Source organism: Spirosoma spitsbergense DSM 19989, assembly GCF_000374085.1.
GTDB classification, from domain to species: Bacteria; Bacteroidota; Bacteroidia; order Cytophagales; family Spirosomataceae; genus Spirosoma; species Spirosoma spitsbergense.
Genome location: NZ_KB893522.1, coordinates 20703 through 45297, shown reverse-complemented (window position 1 = coordinate 45297; position 24595 = coordinate 20703). Strand labels below are relative to the sequence as shown.

General features: G+C 51.1%; 23 protein-coding genes. 12 read left to right on the top strand and 11 right to left on the bottom strand.

All coding sequences use genetic code 11. The features are described from left to right. Positions 1-17 precede the first annotated feature (17 nt). The 5 genes from B157_RS0113415 to B157_RS0113395 all read right to left on the bottom strand — a co-directional run bounded on the left by B157_RS0113415 (position 18) and on the right by B157_RS0113395 (position 5182). On the bottom strand, positions 18-839 hold the full coding sequence (locus tag B157_RS0113415) for a TatD family hydrolase (RefSeq protein WP_020603831.1): 822 nt from the start codon (positions 837-839) through the stop codon (positions 18-20). Beyond that, the gene (locus B157_RS0113410; RefSeq protein ID WP_020603830.1) at positions 836-1852 is read right to left on the bottom strand and encodes a glycosyltransferase family 2 protein; all 1017 of its coding nucleotides are present in this window, start codon (positions 1850-1852) and stop codon (positions 836-838) included. Before B157_RS0113410 ends, B157_RS0113415 begins: the two co-directional genes overlap by 4 nt. After that, on the bottom strand, positions 1839-2483 hold the full coding sequence (locus B157_RS0113405) for a polysaccharide deacetylase family protein (RefSeq protein ID WP_020603829.1): 645 nt from the start codon (positions 2481-2483) through the stop codon (positions 1839-1841). The genes B157_RS0113410 and B157_RS0113405 overlap by 14 nt, the downstream gene beginning before the upstream one ends. Positions 2484-3098: 615 nt before the next feature. Further along, a complete protein-coding gene (locus B157_RS0113400; RefSeq protein WP_020603828.1) occupies positions 3099-4220 on the bottom strand; it encodes a glycosyltransferase family 2 protein in 1122 nt (373 codons plus the stop codon). Continuing rightward, on the bottom strand, positions 4217-5182 hold the full coding sequence (locus B157_RS0113395) for a lysylphosphatidylglycerol synthase domain-containing protein (RefSeq protein WP_020603827.1): 966 nt from the start codon (positions 5180-5182) through the stop codon (positions 4217-4219). Before B157_RS0113395 ends, B157_RS0113400 begins: the two co-directional genes overlap by 4 nt. Positions 5183-5228: 46 nt before the next feature. Between B157_RS0113395 and ruvC the strand changes: the two genes are divergently transcribed. Then, a complete protein-coding gene (gene ruvC, locus B157_RS0113390) occupies positions 5229-5819 on the top strand; it encodes a crossover junction endodeoxyribonuclease RuvC (RefSeq protein WP_041952090.1) in 591 nt (196 codons plus the stop codon). 136 nt (positions 5820-5955) lie between these two features. Here ruvC and B157_RS0113380 read toward each other — a convergent pair whose 3' ends face one another. From B157_RS0113380 to B157_RS0113365, 4 genes are all read right to left on the bottom strand, one after another. Further along, the gene (locus B157_RS0113380; RefSeq protein WP_020603824.1) at positions 5956-6303 is read right to left on the bottom strand and encodes a hypothetical protein; all 348 of its coding nucleotides are present in this window, start codon (positions 6301-6303) and stop codon (positions 5956-5958) included. Positions 6304-6398: 95 nt separating this feature from the next. After that, the gene (locus B157_RS0113375) at positions 6399-7994 is read right to left on the bottom strand and encodes a peptide chain release factor 3 (RefSeq protein WP_020603823.1); all 1596 of its coding nucleotides are present in this window, start codon (positions 7992-7994) and stop codon (positions 6399-6401) included. A gap of 72 nt (positions 7995-8066) precedes the next feature. After that, the gene (locus B157_RS0113370; protein WP_020603822.1) at positions 8067-8444 is read right to left on the bottom strand and encodes a DUF423 domain-containing protein; all 378 of its coding nucleotides are present in this window, start codon (positions 8442-8444) and stop codon (positions 8067-8069) included. A 129-nt stretch (positions 8445-8573) separates the two neighbouring features. Then, on the bottom strand, positions 8574-9233 hold the full coding sequence (locus B157_RS0113365) for a YggS family pyridoxal phosphate-dependent enzyme (protein WP_020603821.1): 660 nt from the start codon (positions 9231-9233) through the stop codon (positions 8574-8576). 181 nt (positions 9234-9414) lie between these two features. Between B157_RS0113365 and B157_RS0113360 the strand changes: the two genes are divergently transcribed. From B157_RS0113360 to B157_RS0113315, 10 genes are all read left to right on the top strand, one after another. Next, positions 9415-10356, top strand: coding sequence for a hypothetical protein (locus B157_RS0113360; RefSeq protein ID WP_020603820.1), 942 nt, complete (start codon positions 9415-9417; stop codon positions 10354-10356). Between the two features lie 115 nt (positions 10357-10471). Beyond that, positions 10472-10846, top strand: a complete 375-nt coding sequence (rpsF, locus tag B157_RS0113355) for a 30S ribosomal protein S6 (RefSeq protein WP_018620832.1) — start codon at positions 10472-10474, stop codon at positions 10844-10846. Between the two features lie 2 nt (positions 10847-10848). After that, positions 10849-11100 carry a 30S ribosomal protein S18 gene (gene rpsR, locus B157_RS0113350; RefSeq protein WP_018620831.1) on the top strand — a complete coding sequence of 84 codons (252 nt, stop codon included), beginning with the start codon at positions 10849-10851 and terminating at the stop codon, positions 11098-11100. A 99-nt stretch (positions 11101-11199) separates the two neighbouring features. Then, entirely contained in the window at positions 11200-11643 is a 444-nt protein-coding gene (gene rplI, locus B157_RS0113345; protein WP_020603819.1) for a 50S ribosomal protein L9, read from the top strand. Positions 11644-11731: 88 nt separating this feature from the next. Next, entirely contained in the window at positions 11732-12394 is a 663-nt protein-coding gene (locus B157_RS0113340; RefSeq protein ID WP_020603818.1) for a Uma2 family endonuclease, read from the top strand. 77 nt (positions 12395-12471) lie between these two features. Beyond that, complete coding sequence (locus B157_RS0113335) at positions 12472-13473, top strand: GSCFA domain-containing protein (protein WP_020603817.1); 1002 nt, start codon at positions 12472-12474, stop codon at positions 13471-13473. Between the two features lie 83 nt (positions 13474-13556). After that, positions 13557-14660 (top strand): Mrp/NBP35 family ATP-binding protein, encoded by a 1104-nt coding sequence (locus tag B157_RS0113330; RefSeq protein WP_020603816.1) that lies wholly within the window; start codon positions 13557-13559, stop codon positions 14658-14660. 40 nt (positions 14661-14700) lie between these two features. After that, positions 14701-14967, top strand: coding sequence for a NifU family protein (locus B157_RS0113325; protein ID WP_020603815.1), 267 nt, complete (start codon positions 14701-14703; stop codon positions 14965-14967). 176 nt (positions 14968-15143) lie between these two features. Continuing rightward, positions 15144-19211 carry a putative type IX secretion system sortase PorU2 gene (gene porU2 / locus B157_RS0113320; RefSeq protein WP_020603814.1) on the top strand — a complete coding sequence of 1356 codons (4068 nt, stop codon included), beginning with the start codon at positions 15144-15146 and terminating at the stop codon, positions 19209-19211. Then, positions 19211-20275 (top strand): acyltransferase family protein, encoded by a 1065-nt coding sequence (locus tag B157_RS0113315; protein ID WP_020603813.1) that lies wholly within the window; start codon positions 19211-19213, stop codon positions 20273-20275. The genes porU2 and B157_RS0113315 overlap by 1 nt, the downstream gene beginning before the upstream one ends. A 57-nt stretch (positions 20276-20332) precedes the next feature. Here the strand turns inward: B157_RS0113315 and B157_RS35300 are convergent, their stop codons facing one another. Together B157_RS35300 and B157_RS0113305 are read right to left on the bottom strand one after the other, a co-directional pair. Next, on the bottom strand, positions 20333-22672 hold the full coding sequence (locus B157_RS35300) for a T9SS type A sorting domain-containing protein (protein WP_084761810.1): 2340 nt from the start codon (positions 22670-22672) through the stop codon (positions 20333-20335). 166 nt (positions 22673-22838) lie between these two features. After that, the gene (locus tag B157_RS0113305; protein ID WP_020603810.1) at positions 22839-23333 is read right to left on the bottom strand and encodes a hypothetical protein; all 495 of its coding nucleotides are present in this window, start codon (positions 23331-23333) and stop codon (positions 22839-22841) included. Between the two features lie 438 nt (positions 23334-23771). Between B157_RS0113305 and B157_RS0113300 the strand changes: the two genes are divergently transcribed. Further along, on the top strand, positions 23772-24512 hold the full coding sequence (locus tag B157_RS0113300) for a proteasome-type protease (RefSeq protein ID WP_020603809.1): 741 nt from the start codon (positions 23772-23774) through the stop codon (positions 24510-24512). Positions 24513-24595: the final 83 nt, after the last annotated feature.

Genomic DNA, 24595 nt, shown 5'->3' with positions numbered 1-24595 from the left:
ATTTTAGTTAGCGACCGCTATCCCGGCAGCAAATTGGTATATAAGGCGGGGAGCAACGCCAGGGCATTGGCGGTTGTATGGCGGGCCACCTCGTCCACATGTAGCTGTTTCAGATCGGCAACCCGCTGGGCAATCAGGCGCAGATAAGCCGGTTCGTTGCGTTTACCCCGATACGGTACGGGAGCCAGATAAGGCGAATCGGTTTCCAGCACCAGATGGTCCAGCCCTATGTGTGGCAGCACCGTGTCCAGTCCCCCATTTTTGAATGTACTAACGCCACCAATCCCCAGCTTAAACCCCATTTCGATGGCTCGGCTGGCTTCGTCGAGGGTACCGACAAAACAGTGAAAAATACCCGTCAGATCGGGCAACGCCAGTTTTCCAATCAAATTGGCGGCTTCCTGAAATGCGTTTCGGTCATGGCCGGAGCGGGTATGCATGGACACGGGCAGTTTTTGTTCGGAAGCCCAGCGCAATTGGGTTTCAAACGCACTGAACTGCTGATCGACGTAGGTCATATCCCAGTAAAAATCCAGCCCAATTTCGCCCACGGCCATGAAGGCATGGCGGCTCAGATTTTCTTCCACAGCCGCCAGTTCATCCTCCACGGTATCCGTCACGTAAGACGGGTGCAGGCCCATCATGGGCAGGCAGCGGTCGGGATACAGCTCGGCCAGGGCCATCATTCCCGGTATGGTTTCGCGGGCACAGTTGGGCATCCAGATCTGGCTGATCTGCTGGGCAGTAGCCCGTTCCAGCCAGTTATCCCCATCCGTGCGCGCTGTTTCCCCGGCAAACTGCGGGTCATAAATATGGGCGTGGGTGTCAATAAGTATCATGCGTATTTCCTTCCTTTCCAGTCAATTTTTGTGGGCAACCAGTAAAAAACTACGGCTATTGGCCCGATAATGAGTTGGTACCCATCAAATAACAACGCATACGGCCACAATCTGGTTTGCCGCAGTCTGCTCAATCCCAGCGAAAGAACCATTGTCTGAATTAAGAGCCGACTCAGGTACAGCCCGATGGCCAGCACTGGAGAGAACCAGCCGATCAGCAACAGCAAGGGTCCGGCCAGGTAATTGCCGTACAAAAAACCCACTATCCAACCGGGCAAGGCGGTGGCTCCCCGCATCCAGCGTTTGCGCTGCTGCAAAAATGCCCTGAATGTAGCAACTGGCTCGGTATGAGCCAGTACCGATTCACTAAGCAGATTCTGAAAACCGTAGCCTTTCGCCAGAATGGCCCGAAAAAGAGCGTAGTCTTCCGTCACCGAAAAGGGCAGTGATTCGTACCCGCCAACAGCATCATAAGCAGAACGACTGACGGCCATGTTGTTGCCCATGGCCGTAATGGGCATGCCTACGATGCCTAGCAAATGCGTAAGGGTCAGATTATACAGCCAGTCAAGGGTTTGTAGTTTGTCAAATACCAACGTCCCTTCTGGCAGCGTAACCCCCGTTACCACACCCGTGTTGCCGGTAAACGAGCGCAGTATTTCGGTAAGCCAGTCTGGTGACACCTGCGTATCGGCATCCGTAAAAAACAGATACTGTCCTTTAGCCTGTCGGGCCAGCTGCGCCAGCACATTGGCCTTACCAGGCAGCCCATCCACTGACTCCGTGATAGTGAGCAGGCGGAAAACGGGGTTGTCCCGCACAAATTCGGCAACCAGTGCTGCGGTCTGGTCGGTAGACTGATCATTGCCGATCAGCACGTCAATGGAGTCGGCCGGGTAGTGGATCTCGCTGACTGCCCGCAGGCAGGTAAGTATAGTTTCCTGTTCGTTGCGGGCAGCAATCAGAATACTGACCAGCGGGTATTGTTGGTCGGGGGGGCTAGTAGCCGGCATAAATGGGTTGTGGAACGGCGCGAAATGAGAAGCCTCTCTCGGCAAAATACGCCAGCACTCGGGGCAGCACGTACCGCATGGTTGGCCAGGCTTTCAAACTATCGTGAAAGACCACAATAGAGCCGGGTTTGGTGTACTGAATTGTCTTTTTCAGACATACGTCGGGGGATAGTTTCCGGTCAAAATCCCCCGTCAGCACATCCCACATAACAATAGAATAGTTTTCCATCACCTGAGCCGCCTGCGTCTTTTTAATCCGGCCATAGGGCGGACGGAACAACGACGTTTCTACGCCCAGCAAGTCCTGGCACTGCTGAATATTATCCAGGTAAACGGCATCATCCGTTTTCCAGCCGTTGAGGTGATTGAACGTATGATTCCCGACCATATGCCCCGCTTCGAGCACGCGGTATAACACCTCACGATGCTTACGAACATTATCGCCAATACAAAAAAAAGTAGCCTGCGCCGAAAACTTATCCAGTTGCTCCAGGGCAAACTCCGTTACTTCGGGAATAGGCCCATCATCAAACGTCAGATAAATCGTTGGTTCGGACTCATCCACAATCTTCCACCAGCATTCGGGATAGATTGTCCGGAATAGAAAGTTAGACTTGTGAAGAAAAATCATAGATAAACGGCTACTGGCTGATAATAAACAGATTCTTTCGGAAAGGTTCTAGGTCCCTGCAACTAGTTGATCTCCGTTCCAAAGTTGGGGATAATCTACTTCTAAATAAATACCAGTATATGCAGCAATAAGTTTAGTCTCTCTGCTCAAAACTGATTTCTATTTCATCTGATGTACTATACTATCATACTATGCTATACGATTACCTCCCCCCCCCGTAGGCAGCATGATTAAGCCTAGAACCAATAAAAAGTGCCCAAAATCAGGTTGAATAACTTTTTACTGTTCCACTAAACACCTACCAATCTCATTAAAATGTGGTTAATTTATAGTTACTTACAACTATAAATTACGGCGTTTAATAAATATTACCCAGAAATCACACTAAGTATATTTACCAATTACATGTATAAACATTAAGTTTGTAGAACATTCACCGTAACTTATTTTTGTAGCATGCACCGCTTCATTTCATCAATTGACGTAGTTAACACGATTACCTGGTCAACAGTCCTTACCATTGCCGCACTTTTAGCTACGCTGATGGTTAAGGTTGTTTTTTAAAGACGGTTGTTGTGTTACCTCAGGAAACCTGCAACACCACCGTTAGTCTGCTTATGTAAGCCTGCGATCTTTCCAGACATACCCTTTCCCCTGAGCGGCCAGGCCGAAAAAAAGTACGTAGATCGGGTAAATCAACTGCGTTAATGGGATACCCCAAACGGTCGGCTTTTTTCGTAAAAAAACGAGTATCTGACGCAGGAACAGGAATTCAGGAATAACTTTCAGGCCCAGCACCACCAGCACCGTATTTCCGGTTAAATACCCCCCCAGCCAGCCCAGTAAGCTCATAATAGGTGCAGCATTACTCAGGAAGATAAACACGGCCAGCACCGACGGTCCGTAACTCGCGTACGCTTTCCATTTACTGGCCCAGCGTTTTCGCTGGTTGTAGAATGCGCTCCACGACCGATGTGGTCCGGTACGGACGATTGCTTCCGCACTTTTCAGAAAACGAATACCATCCGGATACCGGGCGGCAATCTTGTGCAGCAGAAATTCATCATCGCCAGAAGCCAGGTGGTCAACGCCGGCAAACCCACCTACTTCCGTAAATACCTTTTTTTCGTAACACAGGTTGGCTCCATTGCACATGGTTGGGTGTCCCAGTGCCAGTGTACACGCACCGGAACCGATTAAGCTGGCAAACTCCACCGTTTGCAGCGTATCGAACAAGCTGTGTTCATCCGTGAACGTTACCGGTCCCGAAATCAGTTTGGCACCCGTTCGGGTATAAAGCGCAGCAATCGTCTCCAGCCATTCGGGACCAACCCGGCAGTCACCATCGGTGGTAACGATAAGGTCGCCCGTGGCCTGTGCGATACTTTGGGTGATGGCGCGTTTCTTGGGGGATGCGGTACGCTCATTACTCAGCGAAAGTGGATACAGTGAGAAAGACGCCTGTTCGGCATATTGCCGGACAAGTTGCCCGGTGTTATCCGTTGACGCATCATCCGCTACGATTACCTCAAAATGGCGAAAGGTCTGCCTGCTCAGATCGTCCAGTAGTTTCCCGATGGTTGACGCTTCATTCCGGACCGGGATGATGACCGTAACACGCGGGCTACTCATGCCGGTAACGCCCGGAGTGAAAGTCGGCATACGGAGCCAGATTATCCAGAGCAGGGTAGTAAACAAAGCATACAGCAGGCTAACGGCCAGCAGAAATAAAGTCATTCGGCAGTTAGTTTAAGTTTCCAGACCCAGTACAGGCCAACCAGCACGGGTAGCAGAATATTAGCGAACCAGAGTAGTAGTGTAGCGGTAATCATCACCGGGACCGAAAGACCGAAGGGCGCAAATACCCACAGCGCAGCCGCTTCCCGAACGCCCAGATCACTCAGCAGGTTAAAAGCGGGTGTTACGGTCTTCACCAGGAAGACCAGTCCAATTCCCGACGCGGCTACGTTCGGCTCCATCACTATACCAACGACACGCAGGGCCAGATAAAACTGGATGGCAAATACACCATACCGTAAGGTGGCTACCAGCAGTGCCAGGGCTATTTCACGATCTGAATACAACCCGGCCACGTTCCAATAGGTGGCAAAGCGTTTCAACCCTGCCCGGCCAGACAACCAAGTCAGCAGCCGGGTGCGAATAAGCCCGAATACCACACCACCCACGGATAGCGTACCCAGTAGCACCAGCAGCCACCATCCGGCAGTACTGTTGCGGTCGGGGACCAGACGTATATGGTATGCCCAGGCTATCGTTCCCATGACCAGTGCCACGTAGAACTGCATCCCCCCCGACACCAGGGAGGCCCCTATGGCCGATCCTCGTTTACCATCACGCAGGGACAGCACCCGGCCAGCGGTATCACCCAATTGGGCGGGTAGCGCAAATCCCAGCGAGACACCCGCCAGTACCCCGCTGTAGGCCGCCCCGAACGACGTCTTTTCCACCCGCTGAAGCAGTATCCACCATTTCAGGGCTTCGAGCCCCCAGTTCACGGGCGTAAGCGTGCATAAACCAATAGCCCACCATTCGGGGTGTTCAACGGTTCGCAACTGCTTTCGCAGCACAGTCCAGTCGAACGGCTGTTGACGCAGCACATAACCGATATAAACCAGCAGTAAAGCAAAAACAGCGATTTTAGTCCAGAAAATGATTTTTTTACCCGAATTCAGCGACAAAACAGACAAGAACACGTTACTTTGTAAAAGACCCAACACCGTATTCATGATTATAACGCCCAAGCCCGTTGATACGACCAAAGAGAAAATTATTCTGGGCGTAGACCCAGGCACTATGGTTGCCGGTTACGGTATCATCTCCGTATCGGGGGGCGTTATGAGCATGATTCAGTACGGCGTGGTTCAGTTGAGCAAATATAGCACCTACCAGCTCAAGCTCCAGAAACTCTACGAAACCATTCTGCGGCTGATTGATGAGTACCATCCGGATGAGATGTCCATCGAAGACCCTTTTTTCGGTAAAAACGTTCAGGCTATGCTCAAGCTGGGCCGGGCACAAGGCGTTGTAATGGCAGCCGCTCTTTCGCGCAATATTCCCATTGTTGAATATGCGCCCCGGCGTATCAAACAGTCGGTTACGGGCAATGGAAATGCCTCCAAAGAGCAGGTATCGCAGATGGTTGGTCATCTGCTTCGGCAGGATCTCGACCCGAAGTTTTTCGATGCTACAGACGCCTTAGCAATCGCCATTTGCCACCACTTCCACGAAAACGCCCTGCCGGTTGCGCCGGGCAAGAAGAACAAGAAGGGTGCCTGGGGTGCTTTCGTCAGCGAGAACTCAGGCCGGGTTATGTAGCCTGGTAATCTCCTTTTCATATAATCCATACAACAAAAAAGCCTCCGCGACGGAGGCTCTCCTGTTGTTGACAGTTGGGTACCAGTTCGTTCTCCTGGCGCTGTCTTTCATTCATCAGAAAAATCACCATCATTAATTACTGATTGCCCGACTTAGGTGCTTTCTTTTTGGCCTTTACCGACGAAGCACTGGTCCGGGTACTGCTATGAGCGTCTACTTTTGTTGTACCCGTTGTTGAACCACTGCTAATAGCCTGGTTCTGACCGTTTGTCAAGCCCGTACCAGCGGGAGCCGTTCCCACTCCGACCGACACACCACCTGTACCGTCGTGCGTATTCTCGGCGGAGGGATTTGAGCGCATCACTTCATTTTTGGTTGGTGCCCCGGCCGTCGATTTTGTCTTTGTTTTGGCTGGTTTTTGTTGGGCACTGACCGTTCCGGCACACAGCAGAACGACGGCAGCGGCAGCGAGTAAGTTTGTCATGGGTATTATCCGTTTAACGTGAGTAATACCTGTATTAACCGATTCGACCGCAATGAGTTTACGGTAGCGGCCTAAAATAGACGGCAATGGTGATTCTAGGCAGCTACCTTAAACTCTGATGTTAAATGGAACGTTACATCCGGATTATTTTGCTGGTTCATACGCAGCATCCAGTCCGATTCAGCCAGAAAAACCGGGTTGTGATCTTTGTCGTACGCGATCTGGTTGCCTTTTAGCCGAATGAACTCCGCCAGTTTTGCCGGATCTTCCGCCGTAATCCAGCAGGCCTTCGTGTAGTTGAGCGGTACCCATCGGCACTTAGCCCCGTATTCGTTTTCCAGTCGGTACTGAATAACTTCGAACTGAAGCTCCCCTACGGTACCAACGATTTTACGATTACCCAGTTCAAGGGTGAATAACTGCGCTACCCCCTCATCCGTCAATTGCTGAATACCTTTGTCCAGTTGCTTGGATTTCATGGGGTCCAGATTAACGAGTTCCTTGAAAATTTCGGGGGAGAAACTGGGTATTCCCTGAAACTGCAACTCCTCACCCTCGGTCAGCGTATCGCCGATTTTGAAGGTGCCCGTATCGTAAAGCCCAACCACATCGCCGGGAAATCCTTCTTCCACCACGCTTTTGCTATCAGCCATAAAACTAAATGGGCTGGCAAAGCGCACGTTTTTATCCAGACGCGTATGATGGTAGAATTTACCCCGCTCAAAAACGCCCGAACAAATACGCAGAAACGCAATTCGGTCGCGGTGACGAGGGTCCAGATTAGCGTGAATTTTGAAGACAAAGCCACTGAAGTTCTTTTCATCGGGCTGCACCTCGCGCTTATCGGTAGGACGGGCAATGGGTTCGGGCGAAATATCACAGAACCCTTCCAGCAGTTCCTTTACCCCGAAGTTATTGACCGCCGACCCAAAGAATACCGGGGCCAGCTGTCCATCCAGATACGCCTGCCGCTCGAACGTGTCATATACCCCGTCAATCAGGTCAACATCCTCCCGGAGCTGAGCCGCATCGCGGGCACCGACTTTCTCATCGAGCAAATCATCCGCCAGGTCAATGGGTAGTACATCGGCCTCGACCTTCGTTTTGTTGGCTTTGAAGAAATATAATTTTTTCTCGATGAGGCTGTATACCCCTTTAAAGTCGGAGCCCATGTTGACCGGCCATGTCATGGGCCGCACCCGAATGTTCAGTTTCTCTTCCAGCTCATCCAGGAGGTCGAACGGATTGCGGCCTTCGCGGTCAAGTTTATTGATAAATATAATAACCGGCGTATCCCGCATCCGGCAAACTTCCATCAGCCGTTCGGTTTGTTCCTCAACGCCTTTCACGCAGTCGATCACCAGAATAACACTGTCGACAGCCGTCAGCGTGCGGTACGTATCTTCCGCAAAGTCTTTGTGACCAGGTGTATCGAGGATATTAATTTTCAGGTTATCGTAGTCAAACGTCATAACCGACGTAGCGACGGAGATACCCCGCTGCTTCTCGATTTCCATGAAATCGGAGGTAGCTGTCTTCTTGATTTTATTCGATTTTACCGCCCCGGCCGTTTGAATTGCCCCGCCAAACAGCAGAAGCTTTTCAGTTAGCGTGGTCTTACCGGCATCCGGGTGGCTTATGATGGCGAATGTCCGCCGACGGGCAGTTTCAGCCGCTACATTAGTTTGCATTATTCTCAGAATAAAAAGACAAAGATAAGATTTCCATGATGAATGATGAACCCCGTTGCATCATTCATCATTTCAGACAAATGCCCACAGCATCAGCGCCCAGCCCACAATCATGGCCAGCCCACCGATGGGTGTGATAGCACCGAGCCACGTAATACCCGTGAAACAGAGAATATATAGTGAGCCGGAAAAAATAATGACGCCCCCCAGAAACGAATAACCTGCCCAGTTGAGCAGTTTCACAACAGTAGGATTAGTACCGAACGTGTGCATGAGCAGGCCCACCAGCACCAGCGCAAAAGCATGATAAAACTGATACTTTACCGCCGTCTCAAACGTAGCACCCCGACCCGATGCCTCAAGCATGCTCCTGAGGGCATGAGCGCCAAACGCACCCAGTGCAACACCTAATAAGCCAAGTAACGCGCCGGCTTGAATAAAGAATTTCATAAAATATGGTTTTCTGTTTATGGTTACGGGATGGGGCCTGAGCTTGATTAAGGCAAAAGCAGCAATACCGCTTCGCGTAACCGCACCGGTGACCCGGCAGAAACTACATACCTCAAACCGTGAACCCGTTTAGTTTCTGCTTCCAAAAATAGCACTCCCAACCCGGACCATGGTGCTGCCTTCCTCAACGGCCAGTTGATAATCGCCACTCATACCCATCGACAGCTCGCTAAACTGAATCATGGGTCGCTGAATCTGTGCTAATTTATCATACAAAGCTTTTAGTCCCCTAAATTCCTGCCTGACCTGATCCTCGTTACCGGTATTGGTTGCCAGTCCCATCAGACCGATAATACGGATATTTGGTAACTCATCCAGCGCAGCATCAGCGAGTAGAGCTTCGGCCTCATCGGCCGAAAGGCCAAATTTGGTTTCTTCATCGGCAATATAAATCTGGAGCAGACAGTCAATCGTCCGATTTTGCCGGGACGCCTGCTTATTGATCTCCTGCAACAGCCGAAGACTATCCACCGACTGAATCAGTGCCACAAAAGGCGCAATGTACTTGACCTTATTGGTTTGCAGGTGACCAATTAAATGCCACTCTACATCGGCTGGTAACTGAGGCTGCTTTTCGGCCATTTCCTGCACTTTGTTTTCCCCAAACCGCCGACAACCGGCATCGTACGCTTCGCGTAACAGCGCAACAGGCTTCGTTTTTGTCACAGCGATCAAGGCAGCTTTACCCGCTAATTGATGCTCGATCTGTTTAATGGTATCCTCAATCATACTGCCTTCCGTAGCACCTTTATGGCCCTGTTTTAGTATTATTGTGCAAAGTTAGGGGTAGGAATCACGCGTTTTGTCGTGTTTTTTGGCCACAAACTAGCTAAAGAGATAATAAATTACCCAGCACTTTAGTTCTGGTAAAGATTTCAAGCTTAACCTGTCCGTTTAATTAATGACACCTATGGAACCCCGACCACAACCCCAAAATAATAGTCGTAGTTACTTATTAGCGGCCTTATTTATTCTGGCTGCCCTTAATCTGCTGCTGTTATATTTCTACTACCAGGAGAAGCAGGAAAACAAAACAAAAGATGCCACTATTGCGGCCAAAACGGAGGAAGTGCTGATTGCAAAAACTAAACTCGACTCTATATCAGCCCAGTTAGACTCCAAGATCGCTGAAATTCAGCGATTAGGCGGCAACGTCGATTCACTCATGAAAGTGAAGACGCAACTGGAAAAGGACAAGCGTGAACTAAAGAACGTCGGCTCATTCGATAATAAGAAGTACGACCAGAAAATTCGAAATTACCAGGCCATTCTGGCACAGAAAGACCAGGAGATTGCCCGGCTGAAAGAAGAAAACGGTGTCCTGGCGCAGCAAAACGAAGCATTAGCGGAGGAAAACAGTGGTCTGAAAGCCGAAAGACAATCCCTGAGTGATTCGGTCATGTCGGTCACCACCAAAAACCAGGAACTTGCCGAAAAGGTGTCTATAGCTGCCGCATTGAGGGCCGAAGCCGTTACGGTTAATAGTGTTAACGCCCGAGGCAAAGAAAACGACGGCGGTACCTACAAAGCAAAAAAGACCGATAAAATTCACGTATCTGTTTTGTTAGCCCCTAACGGCCTGGCTAAAAAAGACGAAAAGGTGGTATACATACGTGTTATGGACCCCAGTGGAGCCGTCATCTCGGATATGGCAACGGGGTCTGGCGAGTTCACCTACAACGGGCAGGGCATGGTTTACACGGCTATGCAGCGTTTTAATTTTGACAATAGCCGCCAGCGTATCGACTTCTTCTACGGTCGGGGAGGGCAACGTTTCAACCCAGGCAAGTACAACATCGAGGTCTACAGCGAAGGATTTCGCATTGGCGAAGGGGAGTTCACGATAAAATAGCAGCGGACACGGGGCACTGGGCCAAAGGCGTAAGACGAACTTTTTCATCTTACGCCTTTGGCCCAGTGCTTTTTTTTCGTACCTTTGCGCCCTCATTTCAAACCAATTACAAACAATGTTTCCTAATAACTACGAGACGGTGTTCATTTTAACTCCCGTTTTATCTGATGCTCAGATGAAGGACGCCGTTGATAAGTTCCGTGCAGTGCTGACCGACAACGGTGCGGAGCTTATTCATGAAGACCATATGGGCCTTCGCAAACTGGCCTATCCAATACAGCACAAGAACACGGGTTACTATCAACTCTTCGAGTTTAAGGCCCCCGGCACGATCATCGAGAAACTCAACACTGAGTACCTCCGTGATGAGCGTATCATTCGTCACCTGACGATTTCGCTCGACAAGCACGCTGTTGCCTACAATGACAAGAAGCGCAATGGCTTAGTGGGTAAGAAAAAACAAACCGAAAACGCCGGGGAGGCCAAGTAATCATGAGTCTGCAAAACGAATCTGTCTCGAAAACCGAGAACCGCAAAAAATACGACCGCTTCAAGAAAGCCGGCATCAAATACATTGACTATAAGGATGGCAACTTCCTGCTGAAACTGTTGAACGAGCAAGGTAAAATCCTGCCCCGACGGCTGACAGGAACGACCCTAAAAAACCAGCGCAAAGTGGCCCAGGCTGTCAAACGCGCTCGTCATTTAGCTATCCTGCCTTACGTAGGCGATTCACTGAAATAAATCTATAGTCGTAAGGCGTAAAGTCGTGCGTCGCAGGTGTTATAGCCTGCGTCAGCGACTTACGGCTTACGACTTGTACGACTTACGACTTTTCAAGAAATGAATATCATTTTAAAAACCGATATTGCCGGCCTGGGCTACAAGAACGACACCGTAGCGGTGAAGCCCGGTTACGGACGCAACTACCTGATTCCTCAGGGGTATGCTATGATGGCAACCGACTCTAACAAGAAGATTGTTGCCGAAAACATTCGTCAGGCGGCCCACAAAGCCGAAAAACTAAAGACCGACGCTCAGAACATTGCTGATGGCATTGGTGAAATGACGCTGACGATCCCAGCGAAAGCGGGCGACAGCGGCAAGATCTTTGGTCGGGTAACCAATACCCAGGTGGCTGAAGCCCTTCGTGAGAAAGGATTTGACATCGACCGGAAGAAAATTACGGTTGAAGATGTAAAAACCCTTGGTACCTACGAAGCTTCGCTGGACCTGCATAAGGAAGTGAAGCACAAAGTAAAATTTGATGTTGTTTCGGCTGAATAAGCCGTAACTTTTTCCGATACAAACGACCGGCCGCTCTGAAGCGAAGCCGGTCGTTTTTTTGTTATATTTGGGTAAATAAATCCCTTCAATGGCCACCCTCGATATTGAGCAATTATTAGATGCACCCAATCTACCGCAACTTATAAAACAGGCGGAACTGGCTTTGCGGCAGGAAGCCCGCAGGCGGGAGGATTTTTACGCCTGGTTAAAAGAAGACGTGAAAGCTGAATTTATTAATGGACAGATTGTAATGCACTCCCCTGTCAAAGAACGGCACTGGACCACTGTGGGGAATATTTATCGACTACTGAGTTTGTATGCCATCAAGAAGAAAATTGGCCGGGTCGCGTCCGAAAAAGCCTTGATTGCCCTAATTCGCAACGACTATGAACCGGATGTTTGCTTCTGGAAGCAGGAAAAAGCGGTACTTTTCACCGCCGACCAGATGAAATTACCTGCCCCAGATTTAGTGATCGAGGTGCTGTCTAAAGGAACAGCCAAACGTGACAGGGGAGTAAAGTTTACTGATTATGCGGCTAATGGGATAGCCGAATACTGGATCGTTAATCCCGGCAAAAAGACGGTAGAGCAGTACGAATTAGATCCAGATTTGGAAGAGTACGCATCTGTGGGTACGTTTAGTCAGCAGGAAGAAATCGAGTCAAAACAGGTAGTCGGGTTTCGCGTTTCCGTGCTGGCTCTGTTCGATGAAGAAGCGAATATAACAGCGTATGAAAAACTTTTTTTCTAACTCATAATCAAGACCTTAGACCAGAAAATCTTTTCACAGAGACGGACCCAAACGGGCCGTTTTTTTGTTGATAAGGTATGCAGTTTCATACCGAATTTTCACCCGAAGCACTCCCCTCACGAATCGGTCTGAAGAGCCGAGTCGTGACTCTTGGCTCCTGCTTTGCCGAGGTAATGGGGCAACGGTTAGTAGATCATAAACTAACCGTTCTGAACAACCCATTCGGCACCATTTTCAACCCGGTCTCCATCGCTAAACTAGTAACGATGGCCCTTCAGGGAACGATGCCGGACGAAAATCGATACCTTGAACGCGACGGGGTCTGGTTTCACTACGATTTTCATTCGTCCTTGTGGGCAACCAGTCAGGGCGAACTTCGGGATAAACTGAAAGTCATCCTGGCCACAACGGCCAACGCCATTCGGCAGGCAGACTTTTTACTACTCACCCTCGGTTCGGCGGTGGTGTACCGGCACATCGAAACGGGTAAGGTAGTAGCCAATTGCCATAAAATGCCGGGAGCCTTGTTTGAGCGATACTTGTATCATATTGACCATCTCCGCGACGATATGACCCGGCTGCTGAAAACCCTGCACAAAGCCAATCCCAGTCTGAAGGTAGCAGTAACGGTCAGTCCCGTTCGGCACACGCGCGATACCCTACCGCTCAACAGCGTGAGTAAATCGACCCTGCGCGTCATCAGCCACGAGCTCACCATCTGGCACACCTGGGTTCATTACTTCCCCGCTTATGAACTGATGATGGACGACCTGCGCGATTATCGGTTTTACGAAGCGGATATGATTCATCCCAATGCCCAGGCGCACGACTATATTTTCAGTAAGTTTGCGGAAAGCGCGTTTGATACCGACCTTCGCGGTTTCATTACCGAATGGGCACAAATCCGCAAGTCATTGGCGCACCGCCCGCTGTACGGTGATGACAGTCCGGTGCACCGGTTGTTTCTGTCCAGGCTCCTCACGCAATTGGAAACACTATCGAAACGGGTAAACGTTTCGGCGGAACTGGCAGACGTTAGCGGGCGTTTGGGAAAATGTATAATGGACAATGTACGATGAATAATACATCGTTGAAAAGTCGCTCATTATCCATTCGGGGCCGCCCGCGCGGTACATTCTACATTCTACATTATTCATTATTTATGTCTGATTACCAGTTATCAACAGAAGCCGTACTTCGGGCGTTGAGCACCGTTGAAGAACCCGATTTGAAGCGTGATATCGTTTCCCTTAACATGGTGAAAGACGTTACGCTGGGTATCAGTTCCGTACGGTTTACGGTGGTGCTAACCACACCTGCCTGCCCGCTCAAAGAGGTTATCCGCAAACGCTGCGAAGATGCCATTCATACCCACATCGGGGCCAGTATTCAGGTTACGATTGATATGACGTCTGACGTGACCTCAACGCGGGCCAACGCCCCCACGTTGCCGGGCGTGAAAAACATTATTGCCGTTTCGTCGGGCAAAGGCGGTGTCGGCAAATCAACCGTTACGGCGAATCTGGCCATTGCGTTGCATAAATCAGGGGCCAGAGTAGGCATCATTGATGCGGATATTTATGGTCCTTCCATGCCTACCATGTTCGGCGCGGAGAATATTCAACCCCGCATTTTTCAGCAGGACGGGCAAACCCGCATGGAACCAATCATGCAGTTTGGCATAAAAATACTGTCGATGGGCTTTTTAGTAGCACCCGGTCAGGCGATCATATGGCGGGGAACTATGGCGGGCCGGGCCCTGCAGCAGTTTTTCTCCGATGCCGACTGGGGTGAGCTGGATTACCTGCTCATTGACCTCCCTCCCGGCACGGGCGATATTCACCTGACGCTGGTGCAAACCGTTCCGGTTACGGGGGCCATTATCGTTACCACCCCCCAAAAGGTGGCCCTGGCTGATGCAACTAAAGGACTATCCATGTTCCGGCAGCCCCAAATCAACGTACCCGTGCTCGGTGTCATCGAGAATATGTCTTTCTTCACCCCGGCCGAACTGCCCGACCATAAGTACTACCTTTTTGGCAAAGGAGGTGGGCAACTGCTGGCCGATAAGTTTGACGTACCCCTATTGGGCCAGATTCCCCTCGTCCAGAGCATTCGTGAAGCGGGCGATGAAGGCCGCCCGGCCATCAGTGCCGGAGAACCCATTGCCAGCGAAGCCTTCCGGGCAACGGCAGAAGCCCTGGCGCAACAGGTCGCCATCCGTAACGCAACGGTAGAGCGTACAGAACGGGTTAAGGTTGCATAAATCACATAAAACGTATAAATTTACCGTAAATCAATTTGTAATGGAAACGGTAGTTACCAACGATCAATTAATCACCAGGATTGAGCAGGCCCTCGACAGTATGCGGCCCTATCTAGCAGCTGATGGCGGAAACGTAAAAATCCTGGAAGTGACTGATGATAAAACAGTACGGCTCGAACTGATGGGGTCGTGTGGTACATGTCCTATGTCGGCTATGACGTTCAAAGGGGGGCTGGAAGAAGCTATTCTGAAAGCAGTCCCTGAAATAATGAAGGTGGAAGCGGTAAATATCACGCCTGCGTTTTAATGCCCGCCAAAATAAGCACATCGCTGTTTTCCCTAAACAGATAGTCGGTACCCTTGTTTTCGGGGACCAAAGGTACCGACCTAAAGAATGAATGTAGCCTAGGCTACGTAAACCGCAACGCAGGCTTGTGAGGTATCCGTTGCGTTAGAGTTGTTTACACACAAACATCCACTCCATTGGCAATCAGCAAGCTTCCGTATACGGCCATTACCGGAGTGGCGGTCGTATTGCTGATCGTCTTTCCTGTACGCACGCAGGCCCAATCCAGCCCGAACGACCCCGACCCTACGCGCTGGATCAACTACGATCAGCCCTATTATAAGATACCGATTGCCGAAAATGGGATTTATCGCCTAACCGCAACTGAACTACAACAGGCGGGTGTGCCGGTTCAGCAGATTACGCCCGGTACCATGCAGCTTTTCCACCGGGGCGTGGAGCAGGCTATTTACGTTGACGGAGAGGCAGACGGTCATTTTGACACAGGTGATTTTCTTGAATTTTATGGGCAGCGTAATGATGGAGCACCTGATTCACTTCTCTACCGACCGTACACAGCCCAGCCTCACCCGTATTATAGCCTGTTCAACGACACTACTGCTTATTTCCTGACGTGGCAGCTCAACCTGCCCAACAGGGCAGTGCAACCCGGTAAACGCATGGCTGCGTACACCGATACCACCAGCAATCTGGTTCCGGAAACCTACCACTGGGCGGAGGAGCTACGGCTATTCACCGACAACTACCCCGGCTGGGCCGCTGGTCTGCCCCAAAAGGTAGAATATAGCTACTACGAAGCGGGCGAAGGCTACACGGGTCCAATCCAGCAGAAAGATAAACCATTCGCCATCCCTTTTCAACTGACAAACGCAGGTAGGGATGGCCCAAAGCCAGCGATTGACATGTTAGTGGTGGGGCGGGGCTTCAGCAATCACCGGGTAGACTGCCTGGTGGGGTCGATACTCACAGGTCAGCGATTACTGAATAGCACCCGGTTTGTGGGATACGATAATGCCCGCATTCAGCATACAGTCAACTGGTCGGATGTAGGCACCGATGGTCGATTAGCGGTTTCGACCGTTTCCGACGGGGAAGCTGCCCCTACCGATGATTATTCCGTTTCATATAGCCGGGTCCGGTATCCGCAGCAACTAACGGCGAACGGTCAGACGCAAACCGTATTTCGACTCGAATCCAATCCACTGGGGCGTTCCCGAATGGACGTAACGAACGTAGTACCAGGTACTCGATTTTGGGACATATCAAATCCTGACGCGCCCATTCGGGTAGGCACCACAACGACTCGAACCGTCAACACCGTCCGGGTTGTGGTACGAAATACCGATACGCCCTGTACCCTGTTCAGCACATCCGAATTCCATAAAACGCCTGACATCCGGCCCGTATCTTTCGTCAATTGGCATAATCGAAAACCAACTTATCTGATTATCACGCATGACCTGCTGTTACAATCCGGCAGAACGTCGGGTACAATCAACGCGATTCAGGCGTATGCAAATTACCGGGCATCGGTAGCCGGGGGGAGTTATGACACGCTCACGGCAACCATGCAGCAACTTTTCGACCAGTATAGTTACGGTGAGCGACATCCACTGGCTATCCGGCGCTTTGCCCGGCAAATGCTTCGGCAACGGGGGGATGCAGTGCCCTATCTGCTCCTGATTGGGCGTAGTCGCAGTACGCCCGGCATCCGGCGCAACCCGTTACAGACTCAGCTGGATATGGTAATGACCGCTGGATTTCCCGGCTCCGATGGCCCATTTACCACCGGTCTGTCCGGCACGGAACTGGACGTTCCGACCCTGCCTACGGGTCGCATCAATGCGGGCACACCGCAGGAAGTACTCGATTACCTCAATAAAGTAAAGCAGTACGAAGGTTCGTCGGATGATGCGCTCTGGCGTAAAAACGTCCTGCACCTGAGCGGAGGTCAGTCATCGGGAGAGCGGGACTTGTTTCGTGGGTTAGTAGACTCCTACCAAAAGCAGGCAATAAGTCCGTCGCTGGGAGCGCGGGTGACGACCTTTGAGAAAGCAACTGACAATCTGGTTGAGTCCTTACCCATCGCCAAACCTGTCAACGCGGGCGTTGGCTTAATCACTTTCTTCGGGCATTCGGGACTGGACGTGACTGACCTGGACATTGGTTTCGCTTCCAGCGATGCGCTCGGCTACCGGAATACCGGCCAATACCCGCTCCTGTTCGTGAATGGCTGTGCCATCGGGAATTTCTTTTTTGGCCGCCCAACATTAACAACGGATTGGGTTCTCACACCCAACCGGGGTGCTATTGCGGCCATCGCCCAGAGCCATCTCGGCTACACGGAGGTGATGCACGAGTACACCACGCAGTTTTATACCCTCCTGACCGATAGTACGTACCTGTACAAATCCATAGGCCAGCTCCAGCAGGAAACGATCCGGCGGGTACTGGCTCAAACACCCGGTGGCCGTACCCTGGCAAATACACAACAAATGGTGCTGCAGGGCGACCCGGCGATCCACCTGTTCCCCTTCCGAACCCCCGACTACGCCCTGCCCAGTGGAGGGCTAACCGTTCAGGATACCCACAACGGGCCATTGACAACCCTGAGTGACTCGGTACAGATTCGGGCTGTCATTCAGAATGCCGGGCAGTACAGACCGGGGATGCTTCCAGTTCTGGTGCGCAGACGGGTGAACGGGAGGGAATCGGGCCTATTCGACCTAACCATCCCCCATACCGTTGCCTACCGGGATACCCTGACAATAACATTTCCCAATGACCGGCTGGCGGACGGGCAAAACCTGTTCGACGTAACCATCAATCCCACCGGATTACCCAACTCCCAAACCGAAGCCAACCGGACTAATAATCAGGCTACGGTTGAAATCAGTGTTGCCCCGCAACAACCTGTTCTGGTTTATCCGCCCGATGGTGGCCTGGTAAAAACAACCAGCGTACGGTTGGTCGCGCAGTATTTTGGTGATGGAAACCAGTCATTCGACCTGGAACTGGATAGCACGAACCAGTTCAACTCGCCCTTCAAACAAACGCAGCATCTGGTGGCGGGCAACAGCATTAGTTACCTGACCACTGTACCCAGTCGCCCTAACACGCCGTATTTCTGGCGCGTTCGTCGGGCCGATAGCGCGGTAGGATTAGCCCCTTGGTCTATGGCATCGTTTACTTACGCCCCATCCAGCGTATTGACTGGCCTGCCCGAAGGGCAGCTTCAACTGGCACTGGCGAGTCCCTTACCGGCCAGCGTAGAGCAGGGGGCGGTATTGCACATTCCGATGGCGTTTACCAACCTGAGTTCCTATGCCTTTGGCGGTGACTCACTCATTGTCCGGCAAACGATTTACGCGGCCGGGTTATCGAATCCACAAACCAGCCAGTGGCGGATACCCTCCCCAATGCCTTCCGACACCGTTCGATTCACTACCCCTATTGCCACCGAAAAACTACCGGGTCTCAACCGGCTTGTGCTCACGGTAAATCCGCATCTTCAACCCGAATATTCCTATCTGAACAACACCCTCAATGTTCCCCTGTTCGTACAACCCGACACGTTTGGACCGTTGCTGGAAGTTGCGTTCGATGGTGCCCGCATTACGGATGGGGCCGTGGTTTCGGCCAGGCCCCGGATTGACCTGCTGGTAGCCGATGAAAACCACTCGCTCATCCGGCACGACACGACGGGGCTTGATTTATACCTGCAACGACCCGGCAAAAATGAGCCGTTCGAGCGACTCAGCTGGCAGAAAGCGACTATCCCGGCGATAGGTGCCGACAGTGCATTCCGCGTACGCTATCCCTCCCCGCTTCTATCCGAAGGACTCTATCACCTGCTGGCTACAGCCCGCGATGCCATCGGTAATAGGGCCATTCCTTATCAGGTTAGTTTTCGGGTTGTAGCGGAGTCTGCACTGACCAGCTTGCAGGTGTACCCAAACCCATTTTACGCCCAGTCCCTTTTTGCCTTTACCCTAACCGGGAGTCAGCCCCCAGAGGGCTTGATTATTACCCTGACCGACCTGAACGGGCAAGTCGTGCGGCACCTTGCCTTACCAACCCGTATCGGGCTGAATGAATGGCTATGGAACGGTCGTTCAGACGCGGGTGCGCTGCTACCGGCGGGGATATATACGTACACAATCAATCTTTCCGATCCGGTAGCCTGGCCCGTGGCGGCAGGGTTAACCGGGCAGTTGAGTGGTCGGCTTATTCTGACCCGCTAATGGCCGTTTCCAGCAAACCAGACCAGTATATCTCAGCCCTGACCGGCCTGCGGGCCATTGCCGCCTATCTGGTTTTTCTTCATCACGACACCCCAGCTTCACCCGGCACAATTGCCCATCACGTGTTCGACCAGGGTTACATCGGCGTAACGGTATTTTTCGTGCTGAGCGGCTTTCTGATTTATCACCGGTACGCCGATGCCTATTTCAGGCAGGAAAACTGGTCGTGGCAACGATACCTACAAAACCGTTTCGCCCGTATTTATCCGTTATATGCCCTGCTATTACTCATAACTGTTGGCGTGGCTACCTGGCGGGGGAATCCGATGTCGTTATCAGTATTCAGCCTGAATATAACATTGCTGAAGGGCTTATTCAATGCGTATAAATTCAGTGGAATTGCACAGAGCTGGAGTTTGACCGTAGAAATTTGTTTTTATCTGATGGCTCCACTCCTGTTTTTACTCTTGAGACGCTGGGGACCACTTTGGCTGACGGTTGGGCTGGTTAGCGGGGGTATCTTGTTGTGGACAACGATTGGGCAACTGGCTTTTTATGGGTTATTTAGTCCCCTCTCCTTCATTTTTTTCTACACATTTTTTGGCCGGGGGTTCGAGTTTGTTATGGGGATGTGGCTGGCCCAGCGGTGGCATCAGAACCGCTTACCTGGGGTTCCATACCCGACTTTGGCAGGGCTGATTATCCTGCTTGGCTGCGTCGGTTGGCAGGCCGGTTTATCCCATTTCACAATAGATCCCGTTCAGGGCATCTGGAGCGAAATTCTGACGTATAACATCCTCCTTCCCATTGGTATCGGTTTCTTTTTTACGGGGCTGATTACCCAACCGTCAGTAGCTGGCCGGTTGTTATCCCATCCACTGATGCAGATACTGGGCCGGAGTTCCTATGCCTTCTACCTTATCCATACAGGCCTTTTAAGCAACGTATTACAAAAGGCAGGCGTCACACACAGTGGGCTTCGGTTCATCCTGCTGACTGTAGCAGCCTATCTCCTGTACTACCTGATTGAAAGTCCGTTACAACGGTTGCTTCGTGCTGATTAAGAAAAGGTACAAACACTGCCCCGTTCGGCAATCGACGGTCCAATGAAATTCTGCCAATCACTCCACCCCTACCCGCAGCACCGACTGGCGCGTTCCGGTCACTACTTTAAGCAGGTAAGTACCTACCGGAACGCCGTTGAGCGACCAGTCGGCCTGCTTTTTACCCGTGAAAGCCGGTAGCTGAAACTGACGCACTGCCCGACCCGAGACATCAAGCATTTCAACCTGCACGGCCGACCGTTCGGGCTGTTCGATTTCCAGCCGCAGACGGTCAGTTACCGGGTTCGGAACAATTCTTACCGATAATGATTCTATGGGTTCATTGAGGGCAGTCAGTATAAAATTCAGGGCATCGGACGGGGGCGACGCGCAACCATTGGCGGTGGTGACAACATAATACTGACCACTGGCAAACGGCACAAGCGTTGGCCCCGTGGCATTGGGAACCGGTGTGCCGGGACTGGTTCCCGTCTGAACGTACCACTGGATACCCGTCGTTTGGTTGACGGTTAAGGTGCTGTTCCCGACTACGCTCACAACCGGCTTTGGTGGCACCGGATTCAGGGATTTTACCGTAACGAATACCGTAGGTGCGCTACAGAGATTGCTATCCCGTACGCTCACCGTATACGTTCCTTCGGGCAGGGCGGTCTGTCTGGCAGCGTAATTTTTGAGGGTATCCTGCCGCTCGGTCTGCCAGTAATAGGTAAATGGTTTTGTGCCTCCCTTTACCAAAACCGTTGCCTCACCATCTTTCCCTCCCGCACAGGAAATATTGTTGACACTACCAACTGAAAGGCTCAATGGATTCTGGTCTACCACAACGGCGGTGGCAGAGTCGCTACAGCCGCCATCATCCACTATCCGCAACCGGTACGTATTGGGTGTCAGCTGGCCGATTTGACTATTCGTCTGTAAAGGTCGACCAATTACCTGAAACTGGAGGCCCGTTCCCGTCCCTCCCGTAGCGGTCAGACTAACGGCTCCGGTAGCACATGAACAACAGGTTGCCGGTAGGGCACTGGCCTGCACTTTTACCGGATTTATTTTACCGACCGTTGCCGACGCGAGACTCGTGCAACCATTGGCATCCGTCCCAACAATCGTATAGGTACCCACGGCAACCCCGTTGAATACCGCAGCAGACGGGGCTGTTTGTTCGGAAAGCTGATAGGTCACGGCCCCCGTACCACCGGTAGCGCCAACTTTAATGGAGCCTGTACTAGGTCCCAAACAGTTGACGGGTGTAGTTGAGGCAGTCAGCACCAGCGGGGCTGGCTGCCCGATTGTTGTGCTTTGTTTTCCCTGACACCCGATGTTATCAATAACGGTAAACTCATAAGTACCGGCAGCCAGGCCGGTAAATTGTGCGCCCGTCTGAAAGGGTCCACTGCCCAACTTGTACTGATACGCCCCCGACCCGCCGGAAACAGAAATGGCCACGCTACCATCGGCCGAGCCAACGCAACGGGTTAACTGAGGAGTTAATTTGATGGTAAATGGAGTCGGTTGCCCAATGGTTATATCTTTATACAGCACACAGGTATTCTTATCAGAGACGATAAGCGTGTACTCTGTTCCAGCCTTCAAATCCTGAAAAACTCCGCTAGTTTGCTGGGCAGTAACATTAAGGAGTGCATACCGGTAGTTACCTGACCCGCCCGACGCTACGACTGAAATAGCCCCGTCTGCGCCACCAACGCATTTTGTACTGATAACCGAAACACTGGCGGATAAGGCCGGGGGCTGCGTTAGCGTAACGCTCGTTTGAAGCAGGCAACCTTCCGTATCTTTCACAACGATGGGATACGTACCCGCCCGCAAAGCACCGAATGTATTGAGCGTTTGAAAGGGCTGACCATCAAACTGATACTGCAAAGCACCTGACCCTCCACTGGCATTGATAACGACCATTCCGTCTTTATTACCGTTGCATACGGGAGGAATCGTGTCGAGCTTTACCGTGATCGGCTGGATAACCCGTACCGTAGCTGTTGCGGTGGTTGCCGTAACGGTTGTTACAATAGCCGTTGTAGTGTTAGCGGTTGTACTCGTAGCGGTAGAACTGACAACCGTTGTGCTGGTTACCTCGCAGATGGCCGTGTACGAAGTCGTTTGTTTTGGTGCTACGCTAATGACGCTCCCGGTTTGGGCAGTTGACCAGCGAAGAGAACCGGACGCAGGACAACCGGACGCCGTGAGTGTGGTACTGGTTCCCGCACAAACGGCTGCCGTTGCGGTACTTACCACTACGGTTAGGGCAGCAGGAGCAGCAGCCGGTTGCGGAATGGACGCGTATACCCGCCCCCAACCAATGAGTAACCCGAGGAAAACAAAAGCGATAGTCCTGTTAATCAGTACGGTGAACAGGCAAAAAGACGATAAAAAATTTCTCATATCAGGCAGGTAACGGTCATAGCCAACAAACAAAGATAGTCTGTCCAGTTACGAAACATATATTACCGGCATGGTATTACAGTGATTTACGCCACCAACTTATCGTACGGAAGCGACGGCTGACGCGGGCGGACTTTTCTCAGGAAGGAAGCGGCAATTGAACAGGTCAATAGAACAGGCCCCAATCGTCGGGGGCATCGTTATCTTTATCGAAGCTGTTGACCCACTCAACGAATAACAGCCGGAATTGCTCTATTTCCTCACGGAGTACGTTCAGGTAGGCAGTGGCCGTCAGTTTCTCCGCTTTACAATAGGATGTTTGAGCAAGTAATTCGCGGGCATGCATTTTTATAATGACGGCGTTTTCCATGCGCAGGGTGTATAAGTCCCCTCCTTCGGCACCAACAATTTTTGGCGCCAGCATCATGGCATTGGCCAGCATCTGCTCATGCATCATCAGCACATCCTCTTCTTTGTTGATGGTTTCAACGATGGCCTGCGTCAGTTCCATCAATTCATTAGCCTTCCGGAGGATGGGCAGATTTTTAATGCGCCGGTTTTCGGCCTCCATTTCGGCACGGGCTTCTTCAGGATCGTAGTCCTCATCGAAGCCATCCCAGTCCAGGAAGTTGTCGTCGTCGTCCTCGTCGTCAAAGTTCATCGAAACACAATGTATAGGAAATGATCACCTTCTACTTGCCAAAGTAACACAAAGGTTTCCCAAAAACAAACCTTTCGTTGCCAAAATACCGTTCGGCCCAGTTGATCCAATATCCGTTCGAGACCCGCATAATGGATGGGTATTACCCTGCCTGACTATTTTTTACGAGTACCTTTAAAGGGCCAGCCTACCGGTAATTGCTGGTAAATCCAGTCTTCCCTACAATAATATAGATCAGAGGTCTCATTTTTGCTGCTTACCGCTGTTCTTCCCTGGCTAGCACATTACAGGAATTTAACAACACACAATATCATTTTTCGGGAAAACGAGTAGCAAATCGAACAAAAACGGGGGCAATCTGTATATTTGTCCGGTGCAGTACCTGGAGGCATTTACTCTTGCACTACTGTGCTGCTCCTGCTTTACCCTCTGTATCGAATGACATATTGTTTAGGCGTTAAAGTTGCTTCGGGCCTGGTTGCTATCGCCGATAGACGGTTAACTTCCGGCACAGAAGTTTCGTCGAACCGAAAGATTTCGGTTCACGAAGTTGAGAATCATTCGCTGTTTATTATGACCTCGGGTTTACGTTCCGTCCGGGACAAAGCCATCACTTACTTTAGTGAAGTGCTTACCGAGCAGGACCGTTCATTCAATAAACTGTATAAGGCAGTCAACGCGTTTGGCGAACAGGTAAAGCGTGTCGCTCAGGAAGATAAATCGTCTATTGTTGCCAATGGGTTGAACTTCAACCTGCACGCCATTGTAGGGGGCCAGCTTGAAGATGATACGGAACACAAACTATACATGCTTTACCCCGAAGGCAACTGGGTGGAGGTAGATCAGGGATCACCGTTCAAGATTATTGGAAACTCCGGCTACGGCAAACCACTCCTGTTCCGAAACCTATCGTACGAATCCAGTTTACAGGACGCCCTCAAAATCGGCTTTTTGGCTTTCGATGCCACCCGGGTTAGTGCCAGCGATGTCGATTACCCGCTGGATATTGTGATTTACCCCAAAGATAGTTTCCACATGACCGAGTATCGACTTGAGAAAGAGGACATGGATGAGGTATCGCACCAGTGGAGTGCGCTGCTCAGCAACTCGGTACGAAAACTTCCCGCTACCTGGATGGACCCAATCTTTGAAAAAGTAAGAGCGGTGAAAGATATATGATGTATACTACAGAATGTATAGCTGATGCGTAAACCTCAATCGCCCTGCTATAGATCAATATATAGCGCATATCCTACATCCTA